The organism is Acidovorax sp. Root70 (assembly GCF_001428225.1).
GTDB lineage: Bacteria > Pseudomonadota > Gammaproteobacteria > Burkholderiales > Burkholderiaceae_C > Acidovorax.
Genome location: NZ_LMHQ01000028.1, coordinates 194,765 through 215,399 on the forward strand (window position 1 = coordinate 194,765; position 20,635 = coordinate 215,399).

Annotated in this window: 22 protein-coding genes; 11 read left to right on the forward strand and 11 right to left on the reverse strand. The window is 64.5% G+C overall.

Features of this window, described 5'->3' with window-relative positions; all coding sequences use genetic code 11:
* Positions 1-40 precede the first annotated feature (40 nt).
* Positions 41-436, reverse strand: a complete 396-nt coding sequence (locus ASD94_RS15520; protein WP_235510683.1) for a DUF2845 domain-containing protein — start codon at positions 434-436, stop codon at positions 41-43.
* Positions 437-574: 138 nt separating this feature from the next.
* Between ASD94_RS15520 and ASD94_RS15525 the strand changes: the two genes are divergently transcribed.
* The 5 genes from ASD94_RS15525 to ASD94_RS15545 all read left to right on the forward strand — a co-directional run bounded on the left by ASD94_RS15525 (position 575) and on the right by ASD94_RS15545 (position 5,684).
* Positions 575-1,300, forward strand: coding sequence for a response regulator transcription factor (locus ASD94_RS15525; protein WP_056644518.1), 726 nt, complete (start codon positions 575-577; stop codon positions 1,298-1,300).
* A complete protein-coding gene (locus ASD94_RS15530; RefSeq protein WP_056644520.1) occupies positions 1,297-2,694 on the forward strand; it encodes an ATP-binding protein in 1,398 nt (465 codons plus the stop codon). Before ASD94_RS15525 ends, ASD94_RS15530 begins: the two co-directional genes overlap by 4 nt.
* Before the next feature lies 1 nt (position 2,695).
* Positions 2,696-3,796, forward strand: a complete 1,101-nt coding sequence (locus ASD94_RS15535; protein ID WP_082576895.1) for an ABC transporter ATP-binding protein — start codon at positions 2,696-2,698, stop codon at positions 3,794-3,796.
* A 73-nt stretch (positions 3,797-3,869) separates the two neighbouring features.
* The gene (locus ASD94_RS15540) at positions 3,870-4,574 is read left to right on the forward strand and encodes an HAD family hydrolase (RefSeq protein ID WP_056644522.1); all 705 of its coding nucleotides are present in this window, start codon (positions 3,870-3,872) and stop codon (positions 4,572-4,574) included.
* A gap of 153 nt (positions 4,575-4,727) precedes the next feature.
* Positions 4,728-5,684 (forward strand): AEC family transporter, encoded by a 957-nt coding sequence (locus ASD94_RS15545; protein WP_056644526.1) that lies wholly within the window; start codon positions 4,728-4,730, stop codon positions 5,682-5,684.
* Positions 5,685-5,711: 27 nt separating this feature from the next.
* Here ASD94_RS15545 and pdxH read toward each other — a convergent pair whose 3' ends face one another.
* Positions 5,712-6,353: a pyridoxamine 5'-phosphate oxidase gene (pdxH, locus tag ASD94_RS15550; protein ID WP_056644529.1), complete on the reverse strand. Its 642-nt coding sequence runs from the start codon at positions 6,351-6,353 to the stop codon at positions 5,712-5,714.
* 116 nt (positions 6,354-6,469) lie between these two features.
* Here pdxH and ASD94_RS15555 point away from each other — a divergent pair, with 116 nt between their 5' ends.
* The 3 genes from ASD94_RS15555 (at position 6,470) to ASD94_RS15565 (ending at position 9,948) form a co-directional block, all read left to right on the forward strand.
* A complete protein-coding gene (locus ASD94_RS15555; RefSeq protein WP_015014099.1) occupies positions 6,470-7,042 on the forward strand; it encodes a TetR/AcrR family transcriptional regulator in 573 nt (190 codons plus the stop codon).
* A gap of 146 nt (positions 7,043-7,188) precedes the next feature.
* Positions 7,189-7,650 carry a (2Fe-2S)-binding protein gene (locus tag ASD94_RS15560; protein ID WP_015014100.1) on the forward strand — a complete coding sequence of 154 codons (462 nt, stop codon included), beginning with the start codon at positions 7,189-7,191 and terminating at the stop codon, positions 7,648-7,650.
* Positions 7,651-7,665: 15 nt separating this feature from the next.
* Positions 7,666-9,948: a xanthine dehydrogenase family protein molybdopterin-binding subunit gene (locus ASD94_RS15565; RefSeq protein ID WP_056644533.1), complete on the forward strand. Its 2,283-nt coding sequence runs from the start codon at positions 7,666-7,668 to the stop codon at positions 9,946-9,948.
* A 286-nt stretch (positions 9,949-10,234) separates the two neighbouring features.
* Here ASD94_RS15565 and ASD94_RS15570 read toward each other — a convergent pair whose 3' ends face one another.
* The 5 genes from ASD94_RS15570 to ASD94_RS15585 all read right to left on the reverse strand — a co-directional run bounded on the left by ASD94_RS15570 (position 10,235) and on the right by ASD94_RS15585 (position 15,985).
* Positions 10,235-12,025: an ATP-binding protein gene (locus ASD94_RS15570; protein ID WP_056644536.1), complete on the reverse strand. Its 1,791-nt coding sequence runs from the start codon at positions 12,023-12,025 to the stop codon at positions 10,235-10,237.
* Positions 12,022-13,266: a dsDNA nuclease domain-containing protein gene (locus ASD94_RS15575; protein ID WP_056644539.1), complete on the reverse strand. Its 1,245-nt coding sequence runs from the start codon at positions 13,264-13,266 to the stop codon at positions 12,022-12,024. The genes ASD94_RS15570 and ASD94_RS15575 overlap by 4 nt, the downstream gene beginning before the upstream one ends.
* Before the next feature lie 389 nt (positions 13,267-13,655).
* Positions 13,656-13,865 (reverse strand): hypothetical protein, encoded by a 210-nt coding sequence (locus ASD94_RS23320; protein WP_082576896.1) that lies wholly within the window; start codon positions 13,863-13,865, stop codon positions 13,656-13,658.
* 29 nt (positions 13,866-13,894) lie between these two features.
* Positions 13,895-14,311, reverse strand: a complete 417-nt coding sequence (locus tag ASD94_RS15580; protein WP_056644542.1) for a hypothetical protein — start codon at positions 14,309-14,311, stop codon at positions 13,895-13,897.
* A 438-nt stretch (positions 14,312-14,749) separates the two neighbouring features.
* Positions 14,750-15,985, reverse strand: a complete 1,236-nt coding sequence (locus ASD94_RS15585) for an alpha-hydroxy acid oxidase (RefSeq protein WP_056644545.1) — start codon at positions 15,983-15,985, stop codon at positions 14,750-14,752.
* A gap of 119 nt (positions 15,986-16,104) precedes the next feature.
* Between ASD94_RS15585 and ASD94_RS15590 the strand changes: the two genes are divergently transcribed.
* Together ASD94_RS15590 and ASD94_RS15595 are read left to right on the forward strand one after the other, a co-directional pair.
* A complete protein-coding gene (locus ASD94_RS15590; RefSeq protein ID WP_056644548.1) occupies positions 16,105-17,004 on the forward strand; it encodes a LysR family transcriptional regulator in 900 nt (299 codons plus the stop codon).
* Between the two features lie 87 nt (positions 17,005-17,091).
* Positions 17,092-17,655, forward strand: coding sequence for an NTP transferase domain-containing protein (locus tag ASD94_RS15595; protein WP_056645076.1), 564 nt, complete (start codon positions 17,092-17,094; stop codon positions 17,653-17,655).
* 23 nt (positions 17,656-17,678) lie between these two features.
* Here the strand turns inward: ASD94_RS15595 and ASD94_RS15600 are convergent, their stop codons facing one another.
* On the reverse strand, positions 17,679-18,203 hold the full coding sequence (locus tag ASD94_RS15600; protein WP_056644551.1) for a superoxide dismutase family protein: 525 nt from the start codon (positions 18,201-18,203) through the stop codon (positions 17,679-17,681).
* A gap of 99 nt (positions 18,204-18,302) precedes the next feature.
* Positions 18,303-18,896, reverse strand: coding sequence for a gamma-glutamylcyclotransferase (locus tag ASD94_RS15605; RefSeq protein ID WP_056644553.1), 594 nt, complete (start codon positions 18,894-18,896; stop codon positions 18,303-18,305).
* Between the two features lie 106 nt (positions 18,897-19,002).
* Between ASD94_RS15605 and ASD94_RS15610 the strand changes: the two genes are divergently transcribed.
* Positions 19,003-19,524 (forward strand): OmpA family protein, encoded by a 522-nt coding sequence (locus tag ASD94_RS15610; RefSeq protein WP_056644556.1) that lies wholly within the window; start codon positions 19,003-19,005, stop codon positions 19,522-19,524.
* Between the two features lie 114 nt (positions 19,525-19,638).
* Here ASD94_RS15610 and gloA read toward each other — a convergent pair whose 3' ends face one another.
* Entirely contained in the window at positions 19,639-20,052 is a 414-nt protein-coding gene (gloA, locus tag ASD94_RS15615) for a lactoylglutathione lyase (RefSeq protein WP_056644557.1), read from the reverse strand.
* On the reverse strand, positions 20,049-20,600 hold the full coding sequence (locus ASD94_RS15620; RefSeq protein ID WP_056644558.1) for a PaaI family thioesterase: 552 nt from the start codon (positions 20,598-20,600) through the stop codon (positions 20,049-20,051). Before ASD94_RS15620 ends, gloA begins: the two co-directional genes overlap by 4 nt.
* Between the last annotated feature and the right edge of the window lie 35 nt (positions 20,601-20,635).

The window sequence follows — 20,635 nt, forward strand, 5'->3', positions numbered from 1 at the left end:
AAGAACCTGTTCAAACAGCTAGGAGGGCCAGCGGCCCCCACTACCGGCTGCGGTCGCCGTCGCGCACGGATTCGATGGTGCCGTTGTAGATGCGAACCACCCCCAGGAAGGTGCCTGGCCCACGGTCGTACGTCCACTCTTCCATGGGCACGCACTGGTTGGCCAGCACCGCTGCGGGGCTGCCGGGGCGGTAGGGTGTCACCACCCAACCCAGCTGCAGCATGGAAACGCACACGCCCTGGCGGTAGATGGGGTCACCGCATTTCTGCAGCAGGGTCACCGGAGAGTCTCCCTTGCCCACCAGCGAACCATTGCAGCGCAAGGACTGCGAGGCTTGGGCGGGCAGCACCGCGCACAGGGCCAGTGCAGCTGCCAGCAGTTGCAAGGTCTTTCGGCAAGTGCCTGACGGCGCGGGCTGGGTCAAAAGTGATCTCATGGCGGCGGATTCCAGAAGGCTGGGCCTCACTGTACAGCGGCCCGCCGCAGAAGGACGAACCCGCCTTTCGCTTCCCTTTCATCGCCTGTCCGTAGAAGCACAGTGGCCCGGGTCTGCCGCAGGCGGCATGATCGGGGGATGAAACTGCTGTTGGTCGAGGACGATTTTGATCTGGCCGGGGCCCTGAGCCGCAGCCTGGTGGCGCGTGGGTTCGAGGTGTTGTGCTGTGCCGATGGCAAGGAGGCCCTGGCGGCCGCGCGGCGCACCGCGTTTGACGTGATCACGCTCGACCTGTCGCTGCCGGGCCTGGATGGGCTGGAGGTGCTGCGGCGCCTGCGCGATGGCGGCAGCACCACGCCAGTGCTGGCGTTGACGGCCCGTGCGGCCGTCACGGACCGGGTGGCAGGGCTGGAGGCCGGGGCCGATGACTACCTGGCCAAGCCGTTTGACCTGGACGAACTGGTGGCGCGGCTGCGAGCCCTCACGCGCCGCGTGGGACGCGACGGGCAGTTGCGCTGCGGGGCGCTGTACCGCGAGCCGGGCAGCGGCGTGTTCTACAACGACGCCTTGCCGCTGGAGCTGTCGCAGCGAGAGTCCGAGCTACTGCGACTGCTGATGTCGCGCGTGGACCGGGTGGTCAGCAAGGAAGAGCTGCGCACCCAGGTTTTTGCCAACACGGACGAGCAGGTGCAAGCCGACGCGGTGGAAGTGGTGGTGCACCGGCTGCGCAAGAAGCTGGTGGGCACCAACGCCGAGATCGTGACCTTGCGCGGCGTGGGTTACCTGCTGTGCGACGCCGACAGCATGGCCGCCCACAAGACGGACAAAGCCGAAAAATCCGACAAAGGCGGGGTGGCCCGGTGACGCTGTGGTGGTGGCAGCAGCGGCCCTGGAGGCCGCGTGGCGGCTCGTTGCAGCGGTGGCTGCTGGTGGGCTGGCTGGTGCCGCTGTGGGCGTTGGTGGCCGTGATCTGCGCGGTGCAATGGGCCTACCAGGCGCAGCAGGACGCCGCCGCACAGGACGAGGCCCTGCGCCAGGCGCTGGCGCATTGGCCTGCAGATCTATCGGTAGACCCGGCTCCATCGTTGTCTGCCCAGCCAGCGCCCGGCGTCTGGCACCGCGAGAGCAATCTGGACGGCGAACGCCTGGCGGGCAGCGCTGACTTGCCGCGTGTGCCCCCTACCGAGGCGGTGAGTGACCCTGGGGCCGTGCACTTCTACCTGGCGCAGGTGGGCGACCGGCTGGTGCGGGTGGCCGTGACCCTGTACCAGCCCACCGTGGCGAAGGAGGGGCACGCCGTGGCTGCGCCCGTGGTGCGCCAGGTGGCACGCCCGCTGGGCGAGCGCCTGCCCGGCGCGCGCAGCCTGCTGGGCGGCGGCTCGGGCCTGTGGTGGGTGCTTCTGCTGGCACTGGCCATGACCGCCGTGGCGGTGCTGCTGACACGGGCAGCGTCGGGATGGCTGCGGCATGCGGATGCATCGCTGATGCGGCCGCTGAGCACCGACGCTGCGGGCACGGCAGACCGCATCTACGAAGGCCCGTCAGAACTCGCGCCCGCCGTGCAGCATTTTGCCGAGCTGCAACACAGCCAGAGCCGCTGGATCGAGGAGCAGCGGCGCTTTCTGGCCGATGCCACCCACCAGCTGCGCACCCCCATGGCCGTGCTGCGCACCCAGCTGCAGGCCGCCATGGCAGGCGACATGCTGGTGGGCGATGCGCTGCAGCAGATGCTGCATACCGTGGACCGCGCCTCGGGCCTCGCCAACCAGTTGCTCAGCCTGAGTAAGGTGGAGCAGCTCAAGCGCATGGGCGAGCTGCCCAGCGTAGACCTGAACGCGATTGCCCGCGAGGCCGTGATGGAGCTGGCCCCCCTGATTGCGGCCAAGCGGCTCGACTTTGCGCTGGAGGGCCCTGACACGCTGTGGGCACCCGGCGACGCGGCGCTGCTGGGCGAGCTGATGCGCAACCTGCTGGCCAACGCCATTCACCACACGCCCACCCATGGGCGTCTGGGGGTGCTGCTGCGCGACAGCACGGGGCGGCGCGAAGTGCTGGTGTGGGACGAGGGCCCCGGCATCGACGACGCTGTGCGGCAGCGATTGTTCCAGCCGTTTTCGGCCGGGCAGGGTGGGGTGGGGCTGGGGTTGTCCATCTGCCGGCAGATTGCCGAGGCGATGGGCGCGCAGGTCACGCTGTTCAACCGCATGGATGCGGGGCAGGTCATCGGCGTGGATGCCGTGGTGGCCTGGGAAGAATGAGATGCCCGTGACGCCCCCCTCCGAGACACCTGCCGTGCATGGCATCGAGTTCCGGGATGTCAGCAAGCGGTACGGCTCGTCGCCAGGCGCTCCGCTGGTGGTGGACCACATCAGCTTCAGCGTGCCACGCGGCACGCTCACCACCATCCTCGGGCCATCGGGCTGCGGCAAGACCACCACGCTGCGCCTGATTGCTGGGCTCGAATCGCCCACCTCGGGCCGCATCTTCATCGACGGGCAGGATGTCACCCCCCTCGGCCCGGCGCAGCGCAACGTGAGCCTGGTGTTCCAGAACTACGCGCTGTTTCCGCACATGAACGTCATCGACAACGTGGTCTACGGCCTGCATTTGTCGGGCCTGGGCAAACAGCAGGTGCGCGACAAGGCGCGTGCCATGCTCGACACTGTGGGCCTGCACGGTCTGGACCAGCGCAGGCCGCACGAGTTGTCGGGCGGGCAGCAGCAGCGTGTGGCCCTGGCCCGCGCGCTGGCGCTGGAGCCCGCCGTGCTGCTGTTTGATGAACCCCTGTCCAACCTGGACGCCCGCCTGCGCCGTTCCATGCGCGAGGAAATCCGGGCCCTACAACAGCGCCTGAAGCTCACCGTGGCCTATGTCACCCACGACCAGTCCGAGGCCCTGGCCGTCAGTGACCAGATCGTGGTGATGGACCGGGGCGCCATCGCCCAAAGCGGCGTGCCCAGCGCGCTGTACGAGCAACCCACGTCCGAGTTTGTGGCCGGCTTCATGGGCGAGGCCATGCTGTTCGCGGCCCAGAACCACGCGCCCAGCCCGGGCAGCGCCGCAGCCACCGGGTATGCGCAGCTGGGCCCGCTGCGCGTGCCATCACCCGCCGCACTGCCCACAGGCCCGGTCAAGATCGCCGTGCGCCCGGAGGCCTGGGTGATTGGCCCGGCCACATCGGCGGGCCTGGCCGCGCGGGTCATCCGCTGCACCTACCTGGGCAGCGTCATGGAATACACGTTTGCCAGCGCCCTGGGCGCCATTTTTGTGGTGTCGCCCCTGGTGGAGTTGCCGCTGGATGTGGGCGCCCCGGTCAGCCTGACGCTGGCAGACCACGGCGTATCCGTGGTGGCCGGATAAGAACCTGTTCAAAGGCGTGCCGCGTTTGCCCTGCATGCGCCACACCGTTTTGTTAACCCTTTTTTGTTGAGCCATGCCTCTGGACTACACCGTTGCTGTTTTTGACCTGGACAACTGCCTGATGGATGCGCGGGCGGTGGGCCCCTTGTTCGAACCCGCGTTCGAGGCTGTGCGGCAAGCCAACCAAGGCGCACTGAGCCCGCAGGCCCTGGACCAGGCGCTGCAGGCCTGCTGGTTCACCGCGTTCGACCTGGTAGCTGAGCGCCACCGTTTCACGCCGGCCATGCGCGCGGCCGGATGGGAACGTTTCAGCCAGATGGAAGCCACAGCACCGCTGCAAGGCTATGCCGACATCGACCTGCTGCCCCGCATTCCGTTGCGGCGCTACCTGGTCACCAGCGGCTTTCGGCGCCTGCAGGACAGCAAGATCGATGCGCTGGGAATCCGGCCCTGGTTCGAGCAGGTGCTCATCGACGCAATTGACGCGCCACCCACCGGTGCGGGACATGGCAAGCAGGCCCTCTTTGAACAGATCCTGGCCCGGGAGGGTTGCACGCCCCGCCAGATGCTGGTGGTGGGCGATAACCCCTTGTCCGAGCTGGCGGCCGGGCGCGCGCTGGGAGCCACCACCGTCCAGACCGTGCGGCCGGGTGTCGAACCCTGGCCCCTGGCCGACCACCGGGTGGAGGGGCTGCAAGGGCTGCTGGCCCTGGTGTCGGCAGACGCGCCGGGCGCCGCAGCGGATACGCCCCCAGCGGACGCAGACCAAGGGATTTGAAAGAAATCGGCGCCAAACGTTACTGGAATATGCGCTGACAGCTATTGAAAATATAGCAACTTATCGGGATGCAGCAGACGCACCACGCAGAGTCGGCAGAGATCATGGGAGACAATCGGCGCCCACCCTTGCCGACCTGGCGCGCTTTTCTCCGTGAACTCTCCTGTCTTCACCTCGCTGATCCCTGTCATCCTGTTCATTGCCATCGGCTTTTATGTGGGGCGGCGCGGCTGGATACGTGCCGAGTCCGTCAAGGACCTGGCCAACCTCGTGTTCATGGTGCTCACGCCTGCGCTGCTGTTTCGCACCATGAGCACGGTGCACCTGGAAGACCTCAACTTCGGCCCCGTGGGCATCTACTTTGTGGCGTTTGGTGTGGTGTATGCGGCCTCGTTGGCGGTGCAGGGCTTCAACACGCTGGGCGCCGCGCGGGCGCTGGCTAACACCTTCAGCAACACGCTGATGATCGGCGTGCCGCTGGTGGGCCTGGTGTTTGGCGAGGCAGGGCTGGTCACGCTGTTCACCCTGATCTCGGTGCACTCGCTCATCCTGCTGACTGCGGCCACGGTGGTTTTCGAGCTGGCGGCCGCGCGCGAACATGCCGGGCGCCCGGGCGGGGTGCAGCAGCCCATGTGGCGCACGGTGCTGCAGGCCATTCGCAACGGCATCGTGCACCCCGTGCCGCTGCCCATCATTGCGGGCCTGCTGTTTGCGCAGACCGGGCTGGTGGTGCCCGAGGTGGTGGGCAAGCCCCTGCAACTGCTGGGCCAGGCGCTGGGGCCGATTGCGCTGTTGCTGGTGGGGGTGACGCTGGCATTCACCAAGGTCGGCCACCAGTTCAAGGCCGCGCTGCGCATTGCGCTGGTGAAATGTGTGGTGCACCCGCTGGTGCTGGCCAGCATGGGCTGGGCGCTGGGCCTGTCGGGCATGCCGCTGGCCGTGATGATCGTGGCGGCATCGCTGCCCGTCGGGGCCAACGTGTTTTTGTTCTCGCAGCGCTACCGCGTGGCAGAGGAAGAGGTGACGGCCAGCGTGGCGGTGTCCACCGCCATGGGGTTGGTGACCATGCCGGTGGTGATTTTGGCGGTCACGCGGTGGGTCGCGGGCTGAGCCAGCGGCCCAGGGCCCAGGTTCAGGTCAGGGCGCCAGCCGCTCCCGCACCCATTCGCCCGCGTCCAGCCGGTAGCGCAGCCGGTCATGCAGCCGGCTCTTGCGCCCCTGCCAGAACTCCCACTGGTCGGGCTTGAGGCGGTAGCCGCCCCAGTGCGGTGGGCGGGGCGGTTTCAGCATGAATTGCGCACCGTACTTGGCCGCATTGGCCACCAGCACGCTGCGTCCTGCAATGACCTGGCTTTGCGGGCTGGCCCAGGCGCCGATGCGGGAGTCGAGCGGGCGGCTGTGGAAGTACTCGTCGCTTTCTTCGTCGCTGACTTTCTCCACCACGCCTTCGATGCGCACCACACGCTCCAGCTCCACCCAGTGGAACTGCAGTGCAGCGTAGGGGTTGCCGCCAATCTGGCGGCCCTTGCGGCTGTCGTAGTTGGTGAACCAGACGATGCCCCGCTTGTCATAGCCCTTGATGAGCACGATGCGCGTGCTGGGCCGCAGGTCGCTGCCCACGGTGGCCAGGGTCATGGCGTTGGGCTCGGGCACTTCGGCGCTGATGGCTTCCTTGAGCCACTGGTCAAACTGCTGCAGAGGGGCGGCGTGCGAGGCGTCTTCGTTGAGTTCGGCGCGCTCGTAGCTCTTGCGGAGGTCGGCGATGGAGTTCGTGGTCATGGCCACGATTGTGCATCCCTCGTGCCATGGCGCTTTGCGTTAGGGCAGGGCGCCGTAATCATGCGCACCAGCTTTGGCAGTGGTCGAATTTATGTTCGCTTATATTCTTGGTTCTGATGAAACCCAAAGACGACGAAAAACAGCGCGCCATTGCCCAGGCCACCTTTGAACTGGTGGCCCAACGCGGCCTGAGCGGCCTGACCCTGGCCGACATTGCCCGGGCAGCGGGCGTGGCCACGAGCACGCTGTACGTGTACTACCCGTCCAAGGACGAACTCATCAGCCAGCTGTACCAGGACGCCAAAACCGTCACCGCCGCACGCATCATGGACGGCATAGAACCTGGCATGCCCTACCGCGCACGGGTGCGCCGCGCCTGGGGCAACCTGCTGCGCCATCGGCTGGATCAGTACGCCGAAGTGGTGTTCCAGGAGCAGTACTACAACTCGCCCTGGTTCACCCAGGGCAACCGCGAATTTTCGACCCGGCTGATGGCAGGCTTTTTTGCGCTGATGGAGGAAGGCCAGCAGCAGGAGATCCTCAAGGCCGTGCCCATTCCGCTGCTCACGGCCAGCCTGGTGGGCTCGGTGCGGGAGACCGGCAACCTGATCCGCACCCAGGTGCTGCCCGATGACGAGGCCGTGCATCAGATGGCGTTTGGGCTGTGCTGGGATGCTATCAAGGCCTGAACCGGGTCGCTGCAAAAACTTGGCTTTTGCGGTTTAATCGAATGGTTATTCTCTTAAAACAACAAAGCGGCTCAACCTCTGCCCACGCCGCCCTACCGATTGCGCTGTGCTTTTGAGCGCTGACCTTCACCCCAAGGAGTCCCCCGATGCCCACCCTGAATATCAACGGCAAAGACACGGCCGTGGATGCCGACGAATCCACCCCCATCCTCTGGGCCCTGCGCGACACGCTGGGCATGACCGGCACCAAGTTTGGCTGCGGCCAGGCGTTGTGCGGGGCGTGCACCGTGCACCTGAACGGCGCGCCGGTGCGGTCCTGCATCACGCCCATCTCGGCGGCAGCGGGCCAGAAGATCACCACCATTGAAGCCATCGCCGCCGACGACAAGGTGGGCAAGGCCGTGCATGCTGCCTGGGTGAAGCACGACGTGGCCCAGTGCGGCTACTGCCAGAGCGGCCAGATCATGAGTGCCACCGCGCTGCTCAAGGGCAAGAAGAAGCCCACCGATGCCGACATCGACGCTGCCATGGCCGGCAACGTGTGCCGCTGCGGCACCTACGTGCGAATCCGCGCCGCCATCCACGACGCCGCCAAGACCCTGGCCTGATTGAAGGAGACCACCATGCACTTCGAACCCCACGCCCTGCAGGGCCAGGCACAGCATTTCATGCCAAAACACCTCCAAGCGCTAGTGAATAAAGCGCAAGGCGCTATCACTTCGGGAGCAATCGACGCGTCGGACGGCGTGGCGCGCCGCACCTTCCTCAAGGTGTCTGCGGCCTCGGGCTTTGCGCTGGGCGCGTTTCCGCTGGTGTCTGCTGCGCAGGGCGCGGCGGCTGCGGCGCCTGCGGGCCTCAAGCCGCATGAGCAGCCCTCGGCCTTTGTGCGCATTGATGCCGATGGCATCGTCACCGTCACCATCAACCGGCTGGACTTCGGCCAGGGCGTGCAAACCGGCCTGCCCATGATCCTGGCCGAGGAACTGGATGCCGACTGGAGCAAGGTGCGCAGCGTGCACGGCGACGCCAACCCGGCTTATGCCGACCCTGCGTTCGGCATGCACCTCACGGGCGGCTCCAACTCCATCAAGAACTCGTACACCCAGTACCGCGAGCTGGGCGCGCGCACCCGGGCCATGCTGGTTTCGGCGGCGGCGGCCCAGTGGGGTGTGGATGCATCGGCCTTGCGCACCAGCAACGGCTTCGTCGTGGGCCCCGGCGGCAAGAAGCTGGGCTACGGCCAGTTGGCCGAAGCTGCCATGAAGCAACCCGTGCCCGAAAAGGTCACCTTGAAGGACCCCAAGCAGTTCCGCCTGATCGGCAAGCCCACCGGGCGGCTGGATGCCAAGGCCAAGTCGAGCGGCCAGCAGGACTACGGCATTGACGTGCGCCTGCCCGGCATGCTGACGGCCGTGGTGGCCCGCCCGCCCGTGTTTGGAGGCAAGGTGAAGTCGCTGGACGACAGCGCCGCCAAAGCCATCAAGGGCGTAAAGGCCGTGCTGCGCGTGCCCACCGACCGGGGCGGCGAGGGCGTGGCCATCGTGGCTGACGGCTACTGGCCTGCCAAGCAGGGGCGCGACGCGCTGAAGGTGGAATGGGACACCAGCGCGGTGACCAAGCCCGACACCACCGCGCTGCTGGCGCAGTACCGCGAACTGGCTGCCAAGCCGGGCAACGTGGCCATGCAGGCCGACATGGCACCGCTGGCGGGCGCACCCCACAAGATCAGTGCCGAGTTCGTCTTCCCGTACCTGGCGCACGCGCCCATGGAGCCGCTCAACTGCACCGTGAAGCTGGATGGTGACAAGGCAGAACTCTGGATGGGCACCCAAATGCCCGGCCTGGACGCGATGGCTGCCGCCAAGACGCTGGGCCTGCAGCCGCAGAACGTCAAGGTCAACACGCAGATGGCCGGTGGCGGCTTTGGCCGCCGCGCCATCCCCACCAGCGACTACGTGGTGGAGGCCTGCGGCGTGGCCAAGGCCGCGCGCACTGCCGGCATCACCGCGCCCGTGCGCACATTGTGGAGCCGCGAGGACGACATCAAGGGCGGCTACTACCGCCCCATGCACGTGCACCGCGCCGAGATCGGCTTTGACGCCAAGGGCAAGATCCTGGCGTGGGACCACACCATCGTCGGCCAGTCCATCACCAAGGGCTCGCCGTTCGAGGCCTTCATGATCAAGAACGGCATTGACGCCACGGCCATCGAGGGCATGAAAGAGCCCTACGACGTGCCCATGAAGCTGTCGGTGCACCACCCGGATGTGAACGTGCCGGTGCTGTGGTGGCGCAGCGTGGGCTCCACCCACACGGCCTACGCCATGGAGACCCTGATCGACGAAGTGGCCCGCACCACCAAGCAAGACCCGGTGGCCTACCGCCTGGCCCTGATGGGCGACAAGCACCCGCGCCACAAGGCGGCGCTGCAACTGGCCGTCGCCCAGTCGGGCTATGGCAAGAAAAAGCTGGCCGCTGGCCGTGCCTGGGGCGTGGCGGTGCACGAGTCGTTTGAATCGGTGGTGGCCTATGTGGTTGAGGCCTCCGTCAAAGACGGCACGCCCAAGCTGCACAGCATCACCGCCGGCGTTCACTGCAACCTGGTGGTCAACCCAAAGAGCGTCGAAGCTCAGGTGCAAGGCGCCGCGCTGATGGGCCTGGGCACCTGCCTGCCGGGTGCCGCCATCACGCTCAAGGATGGTGTGGTGGAGCAAAGCAACTTCGGCGACTACGCCGTGGCCCGCATCACCGACATGCCGCAGGTAACCGTGCACATTGTTCCCAGCGCCGACCCACCGAAGGGCATGGGTGAGCCCGGCCTGCCGCCGCTGGCTCCGGCGTTTGCCAATGCCATCGCGCAGATCACGGGCAAGACGCCACGCGAGCTGCCGTTCAAGTTGGCTTGACAAAGTTTGCTGGAATGAGAGCGCCGGGTTTGGGAAAGCCCGGCGCTTTTTTATGGCCCATCCATCTGCTTCAGTTCGGTGTCCACCATGGCACTGCTCTGGCTGTGTTTTGGCGCGCAGCTTTCGGCCTAGTTCAAGCGGCAGAGAAATGACTGCCATGCAGCGATTGCGGTCTCCCGTTTCGTTGAACTCGGCGTCCGAAAGCAGCCGTTCAACGTTTGAATTCAGCTGGGCAAGGCAAGGGCCGCGCCAGTAAAGCCGGCACGAAAGCACCTTCTTCGGGAAGTCATTCTTCGTCGTCGTCCTCGGCGTCAGCCGGACCAGCGGGCTCGCTTTCGTCTGCCCCCGCAGCCTGGTCGCTGCCCGCAAGCGCATCCCGCATGGCCTTCACGAAGGCACCCACCGCATCCGCGCCTTCTTTGAACTCCGCTTCGCGTAACAGGTTGCGCTTCTCCGTGAACCGCATAACCTTGCAGTCCTTCGGCGGCAGCCACCCCTCCGGAATCGACTCTGTGGCCACCAAGCGCTGACCGCTCCCGGAGCTCACCAAGATGGCGTCAAGCATGCGACCAAGGCTGGCCGGGTCTTGACCGGACTGTTGGGGCGTATCGACGACGAATGGGAATTTGCAGCCAACGCCGTACTCGGAGTGTGTCGCGAGGAGTGCGAGATGAGTCGCCAACACCGCTCGGGGCATGTAGCTGCCGCTCGCCGCCGGTGGCCGTTCTCCAATCTTGAGCTTCTTCCCGATTTCCTTCTTGTCGACATCGAGTGCATCGGCGACGGAAATGAAGGTCTCTCCAAAGAACTCCTTGACTCGCTTCTCCCGTCCCTTATCGGTCAGCTTCTCCAGCGCTTTTTCGTAGGTTTTCTTCTCTTCAGCGAGGGTGTCGACCTGCGCAGTCAGCTCGCTATTTGTCGCGCGATATGCACGTTCCAACGTGTCCCGGCTCTTGGCCGCAATCACGTCCGCTGCGCTGTGACCATCCTGCTTCTGGTTAATTGAGGCATTGAGGTCCCGCAGCTTCTCGACTACGGCGGAAAGCCTACGCTGAAGTTCGGACTCCTTCAACTTCAGCTTCTCAAGGATGCCTTGCAGCTTGACCGCAGCTTCGTGAATCTCGTGCGCATCGACTGCCAACGCCTGTCGCGCGTGGAACGACGTTGTGTGCACGTGAGAGCAGGTAGGACACACGAGCTGCTGGTTGTCCGGAAAGTCTGCCAAGTAGGCCAGGTCTTCCACGAGGGACTTCTCGCTTTCAAGAGCGGTGTGCAACTCGGCAATTCTGTGTTGCCGCTCCTGCGCCAGCAGCATCAGCTCAGCGCGGACGACGCCCTGCTCTTCCTTGAGCGTCTGCGCCTTCACCGCGATTTCCTTGAGCTGCTCGGCAAAGAGGCTTTCGTCGATGACGGTGGACTCGGGTGGGAGCATTGCCACGACACGCTCGTAAGAGGTCTGCTGTACTCGAACCTGCGCCTTTGCCAGACGAAGCTTGTACGACGCTTCGTCGCGCAGGAGCTGGTCGCGCACATAGGCAGATGGCTTGACTCCCGAGAAGGAGTTGAAGACCGCCGTCTGCCAGTTGGTGAACTGGGTCAGGTCAGTGAAGTTGGTCCACTTCACGCCCCAGCCGCCATCCTGATCGATATAGAACGGCAGCATGGCATAGCTCGGACCAGCGAGGCCGAAGCCTTCGTCGTCATGACGCTGCAGCTTCAGCGGAAAGTCAAACTCTTCAGCGAAGTACTCGTTCCACTGCGATGCAGAAGCCGTGGCAAGAATCAGTTTGCCGTCGCGGTCGAAGGCGGCTCTCCCCCGGTTTTGCCGGACGAACGTACGCTGAGTTTTTCCGATGGTCAGCGCGACAACAGCGATGGTGTTCGAGTCAAAGTCGCCCGCCGCCCTTTTCGGCGGCTCGCATCCAAGCGCCCACACGAGGTGCTTGATGACACGTGACTTCCCCATCCCGTTGTCACCCGCGAGGAGGTTCATCTCCGCGTTGAAGGTCAGATGGCGGGCCCGCGCGTCTCTTTCGGACAGCAACCAGAGTGCGTTGAAGACGACTGTTCGGCTCATTCTTCAGCCTTAGGTTGCGTACCAGCCGAAGTAGTTGATAGGTGCTGGATTGGTCTTGCATTTTTGACAATCATTGCCATGAGACAGTACAGAAAACCGTCATTAAATGGCGCGCCAGCCGCCGAAGCACCGGCGCGGAAATCTTCCCGCCACGCGGGAAACCTATCCTTCAATGGGCCCCGGGTGCGATAGCTGTCGTGCTTCTTGTACAGAGCGCTCAGAGCTTCGACCGTGGCCCAGACCGCGCTTGCGCGATTTGTTATTTCGGCGCATGCAGCATTCAGCTCGTCCTGCATTCCCTGAACGACCTCGAAATCCGCCAGCTCGCGGTCCAACCGTGAGATGACCTGTTCCACCAGGTCCTGGGTGCTGACGTACGAGTCGTTGGCAGCGGCAAGGTAGGAGGTGATGTCGGCCCTCGTCACGGCCCTTTCCAGAAGTGCCGCAAAGTCCTTGGCAAACGATGCCGAACCTGCGCGCTGTTGGATATAGGACGCAATCAGGCAGACGGCCACAAAAGGTGCTGTGACCAGCGGCTGAATCTTGCCGAGCTGACAATGCTCAACGAGTTCGCCGATAGCGTACTTGTGTGCATGCTCGAGCGGGCAGTTTGTGGCCTCAAAGGTGATGCAATCAAGGTCGATGGCTTCACTCGCTGGAATCTCCAGCTGGGTGCGCAGTGCCGTGCTGACCTTGGTTTGCGTTGCCGCAGGCAACGCGGAGAACGCAGTCTTCGATAGGGTCTGTTTGCTGCCATCGTCCGCCTCGACGTACAGCGGCGCGTTGGAAGCAAAGACGAGCCGCGTCGGCGCGACCTGTCCAAAACGCCTGCGATGGAAGTAGAGCTTTGCCAGGACCGACACCTTCCCAGCTGAGCGCGTGCTTTTCCTCTTGGGCTTCGGTTTGGTCGCGCCGGCTGCGGGCAGGGCCACTATTTTCTCGTCGGGCGGGTTCAGGAGCGCCGGCAGTGTCCAATGCGAGGAAGACTCATTCTTCTTGAGCTGCTTGAAAGTGACTTTCGTGGGGGCAGTTGAGGAATCCAGCAAGGCGATGTCTTGCTGCCACTCCATGATGACTGCGTAATCTTCGCCAGTGGCATGTGCGCCCAGAGCCTCAAGGACGGCTTGCCACACTTGGAAGCTGAAGCCACGGATGGCATGGACGCCTCCGGATTCATCGCCGCTGTAGTCTCTAAATAGGGATGCGACGTCGAATAAGCTGGGTTGCTCACCACTGGTCATGTCGCGAGCTTAGCATTTTGTAACGAGACATCTAACCGCATAGTCCCGCCCTGCTTGGCTGGACGGGTGGTGAGCGACTCACTGCTCAGCACATTTGGGCGGGCAGGTTATCTTGATGGGGCGGACGCGCTGTCGCATCACGCAGATGTGGGTCCGCAAAGCCGCCATTGATGAACTTCGGTTCTCAGCCTATAGCGGTTTCCCATCTCTCTCAACACCTTTGTAGTCCGAAAAATAAAGACGCTTCAACTGCCGTGCTTTGAAAACATGCAAATCGGGGCAGGACCCATGACCGATTCTGTTTTCAGATTCCGGAGATGATTTTGATGAACAGGGTCCGTTTTGCGCGGTCGCCAATGGTGGGTGTTACGCCATGGGCTTGGCGGCGCTCAATACTTGAGTACCACTCCCAGTTCGCCCAGCTTTTTCGCAAAAGAGTCCCTGCGTTTTGCCGCCTTTGCCGCTGTTTCTGTGGCGGCTTGTATTGCCTTCGGACCCTTATTCGCCGCCGCTTGGATCAGCCCGAATTTGTGAGCGGCATCTGCCTCAGCCCGCTTGAACGTGGCGATGAGTTCAGTATGTGCAATGGGTGGATTCACGGTAGACCCTTTATCAATCAGCGTCGTGATTATTCAATTTTGACGTTGGTGCGTAGCAAGGCAGTTCTCAACTCGCGAGTGGCCGGTTTGGAAATATCCACCTTCTGCACCGCTAGGTCGAACGAAGAGCCGGGCTTGATGCTGGTGGGCAGTATCTTTTTGGCTGGCAGTTTGGCAGGGTAGGTGCCTTTACCCGGACACATGCGAACGGAAAACCCGAATTCTTCGAGCAGGCCTTTTGCATACAGCTCCGCCAATTGGTGAAACGATACGAAGGTGGAGCGTTTCACGTCTTTGAGTCCGGGCTGGCTGACGTCGCGAACGAGCTCGAATTTACCCAGTGAATCGCGCTGCGTATCGGTAAACGGGTGCAGGAAGAAAGTCTGGCGAACGCCATCCTTTTTGGACACCAAAGTGTGCTCGACGGTTATATCGGTTAGCAGCATATTTTTTCTATCTCCGCGAGTTGCGGTTTGCACGGCCACATCCGCTGGCGAGCCTCACCCAAAATCGCAGATTTTGTTGTCAAACCCCGTCACCGGGAAGCACGATGCGGTCAAAAATCGCCCGCGGGGCGGGGACTTTAACTGAAGGGCCGTCCATGGCAGTTCCATAGTGCACGGCAAACAAACCGGTTCGGGCCAAAACTGCCTGCCAATGGTGGTCGAGTGAAAGTTCGAAATCAGCCTGAGGCCGTCAGCGGCGCTGCAGACCATTTCTAGTGAGTGAAAAGTGCTACTAGCGCTTTTCTGATAAGCGCTGACAGCTATCAATATTGAAGTGATCGACAGGATTTTTGCCGGCGCTGCCATCACTTCATTTCAAACTACGCTGATTGCACTTTGCGCCCTAGGGACCCTCCGAGAAGCGTGCGCCGGAGTCCCTCAGCGTGTCCGCCGGTCCATGAGATGCTCTGGCCCCAGCGCTGCGCAGGTGGTGGCGCCCAGCATTGCCAAGTTGCGGTCCACCTCGGCGCGCAATAGATCGATGGCCGCTGTAACGCCTGCCTCGCCGTCAACTGCAGCGGCGTAGTTGAAGGGGCGCCCCACAAACACCGCCTGCGCGCCCAGTGCCAGGGCCTTGATCACATCGGTGCCCCGGCGGATGCCGCCGTCCAGCATCACCGTCATGCCGCTGCCGGCCTGCTCGACAATGGCGGGCAGCGCGCGTAGCGGGGCCACGGCACCGTCAAGCTGGCGGCCGCCGTGGTTGCTGACGATGATGCCGTCCACCCCGTGTTGGCGGGCGAGGGCGGCGTCTTGCGGGCTGAGGATGCCCTTGACCACCAGCGGGCCACGCCACTGACGGCGGATGTGGGCGATGTGGCTCCAGTCAAAGTGGTCGCGCGCGGCAAAGTCGCGCTGCACGCGCGACGACAGGATGGGCGCGCCGCGCTCGGCAAACGAGTTTTCAAAATGCGGCATGCCGTGGCGTGCCAGGGTGCGTAGCAGTGTGCCCGCCAGCCAGCGCGGGCGCACCATGCCGTCCCACGCCAGGTGCAGGCTGGGGCGCAGCGGGGTGGAGAAGCCCGCGCGGATGTTGTTCTCGCGGTTGCCCGCCACAGGGATGTCCACCGTCACCACCAGGGTCTGTACGCCTGCCGCAATCACGCGCCACAGCAAGGCGTCGATGCGTTCGGGGGTGCCGGGCAGGTAGGCCTGGAACCAGGTGCCCGGGGCGGCGGCCATCACTTCTTCCAGCCGGATGAGGGAGCTGCCGCTCTGCACGGCCGGGATGCCCGCAGCTGCCGCCGCACGGGCCAGCACGATGTCGCCCCGGTAGGCCGACAGCGCTGCGATGCCCATGGGCGCGATGCCGAAGGGGCTGGCGTAGCGCTGCCCGAACAATGTCACGCTCTGGTCGCGCTCGGCCACGTTGCGCAGCACGCGGGGGACAAGGGCGATCTCGCGGAACGCCTGGCGATTGTCGTCCAGTGCCTGGTTGTCCTCGGCCGCACCGGCCACGTAGCCAAAGATGGGGCGCGGCAGCACGCGGCGGGCGGCGGCTTCGAAGTCGTCCAGCGAGAGCAGATCGGCCGTGCGGCCGCTGCGGCGCGTGCCGTTGAAAGCGCCCCAGGCGTTGGGGGAGGGCGGTTGGGGTGTGGAGGAGGGGGTGGACATGGCGTGGTTTCTGGCAAAAGCAAACGAGGGCTGGAAAGCAGTGTCCTGAAGCCGCAATAATCAAGAAAGCGAATTTATTGCGAATCATTTGTTCGCCAAATTGGAAATAACTCTACGACATGACCCTCAAACAGCTCGAAGCTTTCTACTGGGCCGCCACCTGCAGCAGCTTTGCCATGGCGGCCGAGCGGGTGCACTTGTCGGTGTCGTCCCTGTCCAAGCGGATCGCCGAGCTGGAGGCCTCGCTGGGCCAGGTGCTGTTTGACCGCACAGGGCACCGCGCGGCGTTGACGGAGACGGGCACGCGGTTGCTGCCGCTGGCGGGTGGGTTGCTGCAACAGGCAGACCGTTTGCAGCAGGAGATGGGCAGTACCAACGGCCTGCGCGGCCCCTGCCGGCTGGGGGTGGGCGAGTTGACGGCAATCACCTGGCTTCCGCGCTTGGTCGCAGCACTGGCGGCGGCGCACCCGGCGCTGGAAGTGTCTGTGCATGTGGATGTGGGCGCGGCCCTGGCGGAGCGGCTGGACAAAGGCGAGCTGGATGTGGCCGTGATTGCAGGCCCCGCGAGTCGCAGCGCGCTGACGTCAGTGCCGCTAACGCATGCGCGCTTTGCCTGGTGCGCTGGCCCTGGCGTGGCGCGCGCCCTGCACCAGATGGATGCCGATGCTGTGCAGTCGCACCCGCTGGTGACGCTGCCTCAGGGCTCGGGGGTGACGCACCTGATCGACGACTGGCTGCGACAGGCCGATGCCCGCCCCGCGCGCCGACTGGTGTGCAACCACTGGGGCGCCATCGTGGGCTTGCTGGCACAGGGCAGCGGCATTGGCTTGCTGCCCGAGGGCTGGGCGCAAGCACTGTGCGAACGGGGCGTGCTGCAGCTGCTGGCCAGCCCGGTGCCCCTGGGCTCGCTCGGCTACGCGCTGCACAGTCGGCGGGACGACCTGCGACCCCTGGTGGGCATGCTGCACGGTATGGCGACGCAGCACGCGGATTTCACGGTGGGGAGCGGCGCGTTCTGACGGCTTGATGCGTGGATGGCGGCCCTAGAATCGCGCCGACTGCAAGCCGCAGCCACCGGTCACCGGAACCTGTTCAAGCGCAACCCCATGCTCCAACCAACCTCACTTCCCGTCGTTCTGGTGCTGGCCTCGGGCCGGGGAGAGCGTTTTGCCGCATCCGGCGGTGCGGTGCACAAGCTGCGCGCGCCCCTGGGGGCAAAAACCGTGCTGGAGCACACCCTGGATGCCGTGCGCGCCAGCGGTTTGCCCTGGCACCTGGAAGATGCAGGCCACCCCGGCATGGGAGATTCGATCGCTGCGGCTGTGCGCGCCACGGCCCAGGCGCCCGGCTGGCTGGTTTTGCCTGGGGATTTGCCACTGATCCGCCCCGCCACCTTGCGCACCATGGCCGCCGCGCTGGCAGACCCGGGCTGCGCCGTGGTCATGCCGGTGTACCGGGGCGAGCGCGGTCACCCCGTGGGGTTTGCGGCCGCATGTTTGCACAGCCTGCTGGCGCTGACCGGCGAGCAGGGCGCCGCCAGTGTGGTGCGCGAGCAGGCGCAGCAGGTCAGGGTGCGGCAGGTGGAGGTGGATGACGAAGGCACGGTGACCGACATAGACACCGTGCAAGACCTGGAGCGGGCCGCACGGTTGCTGGCGGCGCACGGATAGCGGCGGCAAAGGCCGCTTTCGCTTTATTTGGAAGCGATCACCGCGCAGGCGAGGCGTGGGCCTGCGTTGCCGGTGGGCTGCGTTTGGTAATCGTCGGGGTCACGGTGAACGATCAGGCCTTTGCCGACGATGTCGGTGGTCGGACCGCCCACACTGATGGATTTCGACACAAAGCTGAAGGCGGCCACGCCGTACTTGTCGGCCTTGAGGCTGGGCAGGTCGCCGGTGTGGTGCTCGGCGGCGCCGTGGGCACCGTGGGGTTTGGCCGTGGGGTTGAAATGTCCGCCGGTGCTCATGCCGTCGCCGCTGCTGCAGTCACCCTTTTCGTGCACATGAAAGCCGTGTTCCGCACCCGGCTTGAGTCCACGAATTTCACCCGACACCTGAACACCCTCATCGGTCTGCACAAACGTGACCGTGCCGTTGGCGGTATTGCCCCGGGTGGGCTCCAGCTTGGCCATGGCGCGGTTACCGGACAGATGGGAGGCGCAGCCCACCAGCGCCACAGCAGCCAGGGAAGACAGGGCAAAAGCAAAACGAATCTTCATGACTCAAACTCCTCGGTGCGAATGAATGAACGCGGGATCGAACCCGATACAAAGGCGCAGTCTCGCAAGCCACCGCGTGCGAGTCCAGAAAAATGTGCACTATGACTCTTTTTGGGCCAGTGCGATCAACCGGGCCAGCGCCCGGTCATGGATGCCGTGCCTGCGCAACTCGTCATAAGTGGCCTGGGCGTAGTCGCGCGTGGTGCCGTAGCGGCCGCAGGCTTCGTCAAAGATGCGCCGGTACTCATGGTCGGGCAGCTCGCCTGTGTGGTTGGGGCTTTTGCGGGACAGGGTAAAGGCCAGCGCACTCACCGGGCCGTGGGGAGTGTGGCAGGTCAGCCAGCGGGGGTCGTACACGCCGGTGGGCATTTCGCGCTGCCACAGGTTGATCATGACCTGCCGGGCGTGCGCCTTGTCCACGCGGAACACCATGCCCCGGCAGCTGCCGCCCGAGAGCATGCCAAACACCAGACCCGGGCACTCGGGCGTGCCCCGGTTGATGCGGCTCCACATCTTCAGCGCCCGGTGCCAACCGTGGACCTTGGCCGCGCGGCGCTCGGCATAGTCAAAATCCGGTCGCCAGATGAGCGACGCGTAGCCAAAGATCCACAGGTCCTGATGGCCGCCCCATTCCTGGAGGGCACGCTCCAGCATGGGCGCCGGGTCTCGCAGTGGGGCGGGCAGATTCGTCATGGCTTCACTCTACAATCGAAAGCTTTGCTGCAATCGGCCAGGGCCTTGTTTTCGCACCTTCTGCAGGGCCGGCCAACCACTTTTTTTATCACTACAGGGATCCTTCATGTCCAGCTCTGACGGCGATAGCCAAGAACGTTTTGCCCTCGGTTTTCTCTTTGCACTGATTGCGTTGGTGATCTCCGTGGTGGTGGGCACCGTGGTAGTCAAGCGCCTGGGTGCCAAGGCCCCGGCCCAGCCCGCTGCAGTGGTTGTGGACGCTGCTCCGGCTGCCCCGGTTGCCGTCGAAGAAGACGTGGCCAGCGTGCGCGTCGAAAACGGTGTGGTGAAGTTCTACTTTGCCAGCGCCAAGGCCGAACTGGCCGCAGGCGCCAACGAAGCCCTGGCCGATGTGGTCAAGGGTGTGGCCGAAGGCAAGAAGGCCGTTGTTTCGGGCTTCCACGACGCGACGGGCGACGCGGCCCTGAACGCAGAATTGGCCAAGCAGCGTGCAGTGGCCGTGGCCGAAGCGCTCAAGGCCCTCGGCGTGGCCGAAGACAAGGTCGAGCTGAAGAAGCCCGAGGAAACCACCGCGACCGGCAGCAACGCCGAAGCACGCCGCGTGGAAGTGACGCTGGGCGCCCTGTAAGCGCTGCCTGCTTTCCCAACAAAAAAACCCGGTAATGCCGGGTTTTTTTGTGATCTAAATGGCCGCTTGCGCTAATGGAACATGCGCAAGCAGCTATCTATTTGATAGTAAAAGTTAGCGCAGCCCCTGGCCACCTGCGCCTTCGGCGCGCTGGATCAACTCGATCTTGTAGCCATCGGGGTCGGTCACAAACGCAATCACCGTGGTGCCACCCTTGACCGGGCCGGGTTCGCGCGTCACGTTGCCGCCCGAGGCCTTGATCTTCTCGCACGCCGCGTATGCATCGGGCACACCCAGGGCGATGTGGCCGTAGGCCGTGCCCATGTCGTAGCTCTCTGTGCCCCAGTTGTAGGTCAGCTCGATCTCGGCCTGGCCGGGGTTGCCACCCTCAAAGCCCAGAAAGGCCAGCGAGTATCTGTACTCGGGGTTCTCGGACTGGCGCAGCAGCTGCATGCCCAGAACGTTGGTGTAGAAATCAATCGAGCGTTGAAGATTGCCAACGCGCAGCATCGTGTGGAGGAATTTCATCCCTTCGATTGTGCAGGCAGATCGAAAACCAGGCAGGTGGTGGTGGCGTGGGCGTACAGCGTGCCGTCCGGCCCCACCAGGCGCGCCTCGGCCGTGGCGAGCTGGCGCCCGCTGTGGATCACCCGGCCCTCGGCGCGCACGCGCTGCACCTTGGGCGTGATGGCCTTGACCAGGTTGATACCCAGCTCGGCCGTGGTGTAGCCGCGTCCGGGCTCCATGCGGGTGTGGATGGAGCAGCCCAGGGCGGAGTCGAGCAGTGTGGCAAACCAGCCGCCGTGTACCGTGCCCATGGGGTTCAGGTGCTCCAGGCGCGGAGTGCCTTGGAAGATCGCCGTGCCTTCGCCCACTTCGACGATCAAGAAGTCCAGCGTCTTGGCAATGGCCGCGTAGGGCAGCTCACCGCGCAGCATGGCCTGCATCTGCTGCAGGCCATTCAGGTGGGCAATCTGCTCGCGGCTGGCTACGCCCGGGCCGGGGCCTGCATCCAGCGTGGCCAGAATGTCGCGCTCCTGCGCTAGCCAGTGTTCGAGGTGGTTGTGTTGGGTCATGGGGTGTCCGGGTTGGGGGTAGGGTCGAAACGCAT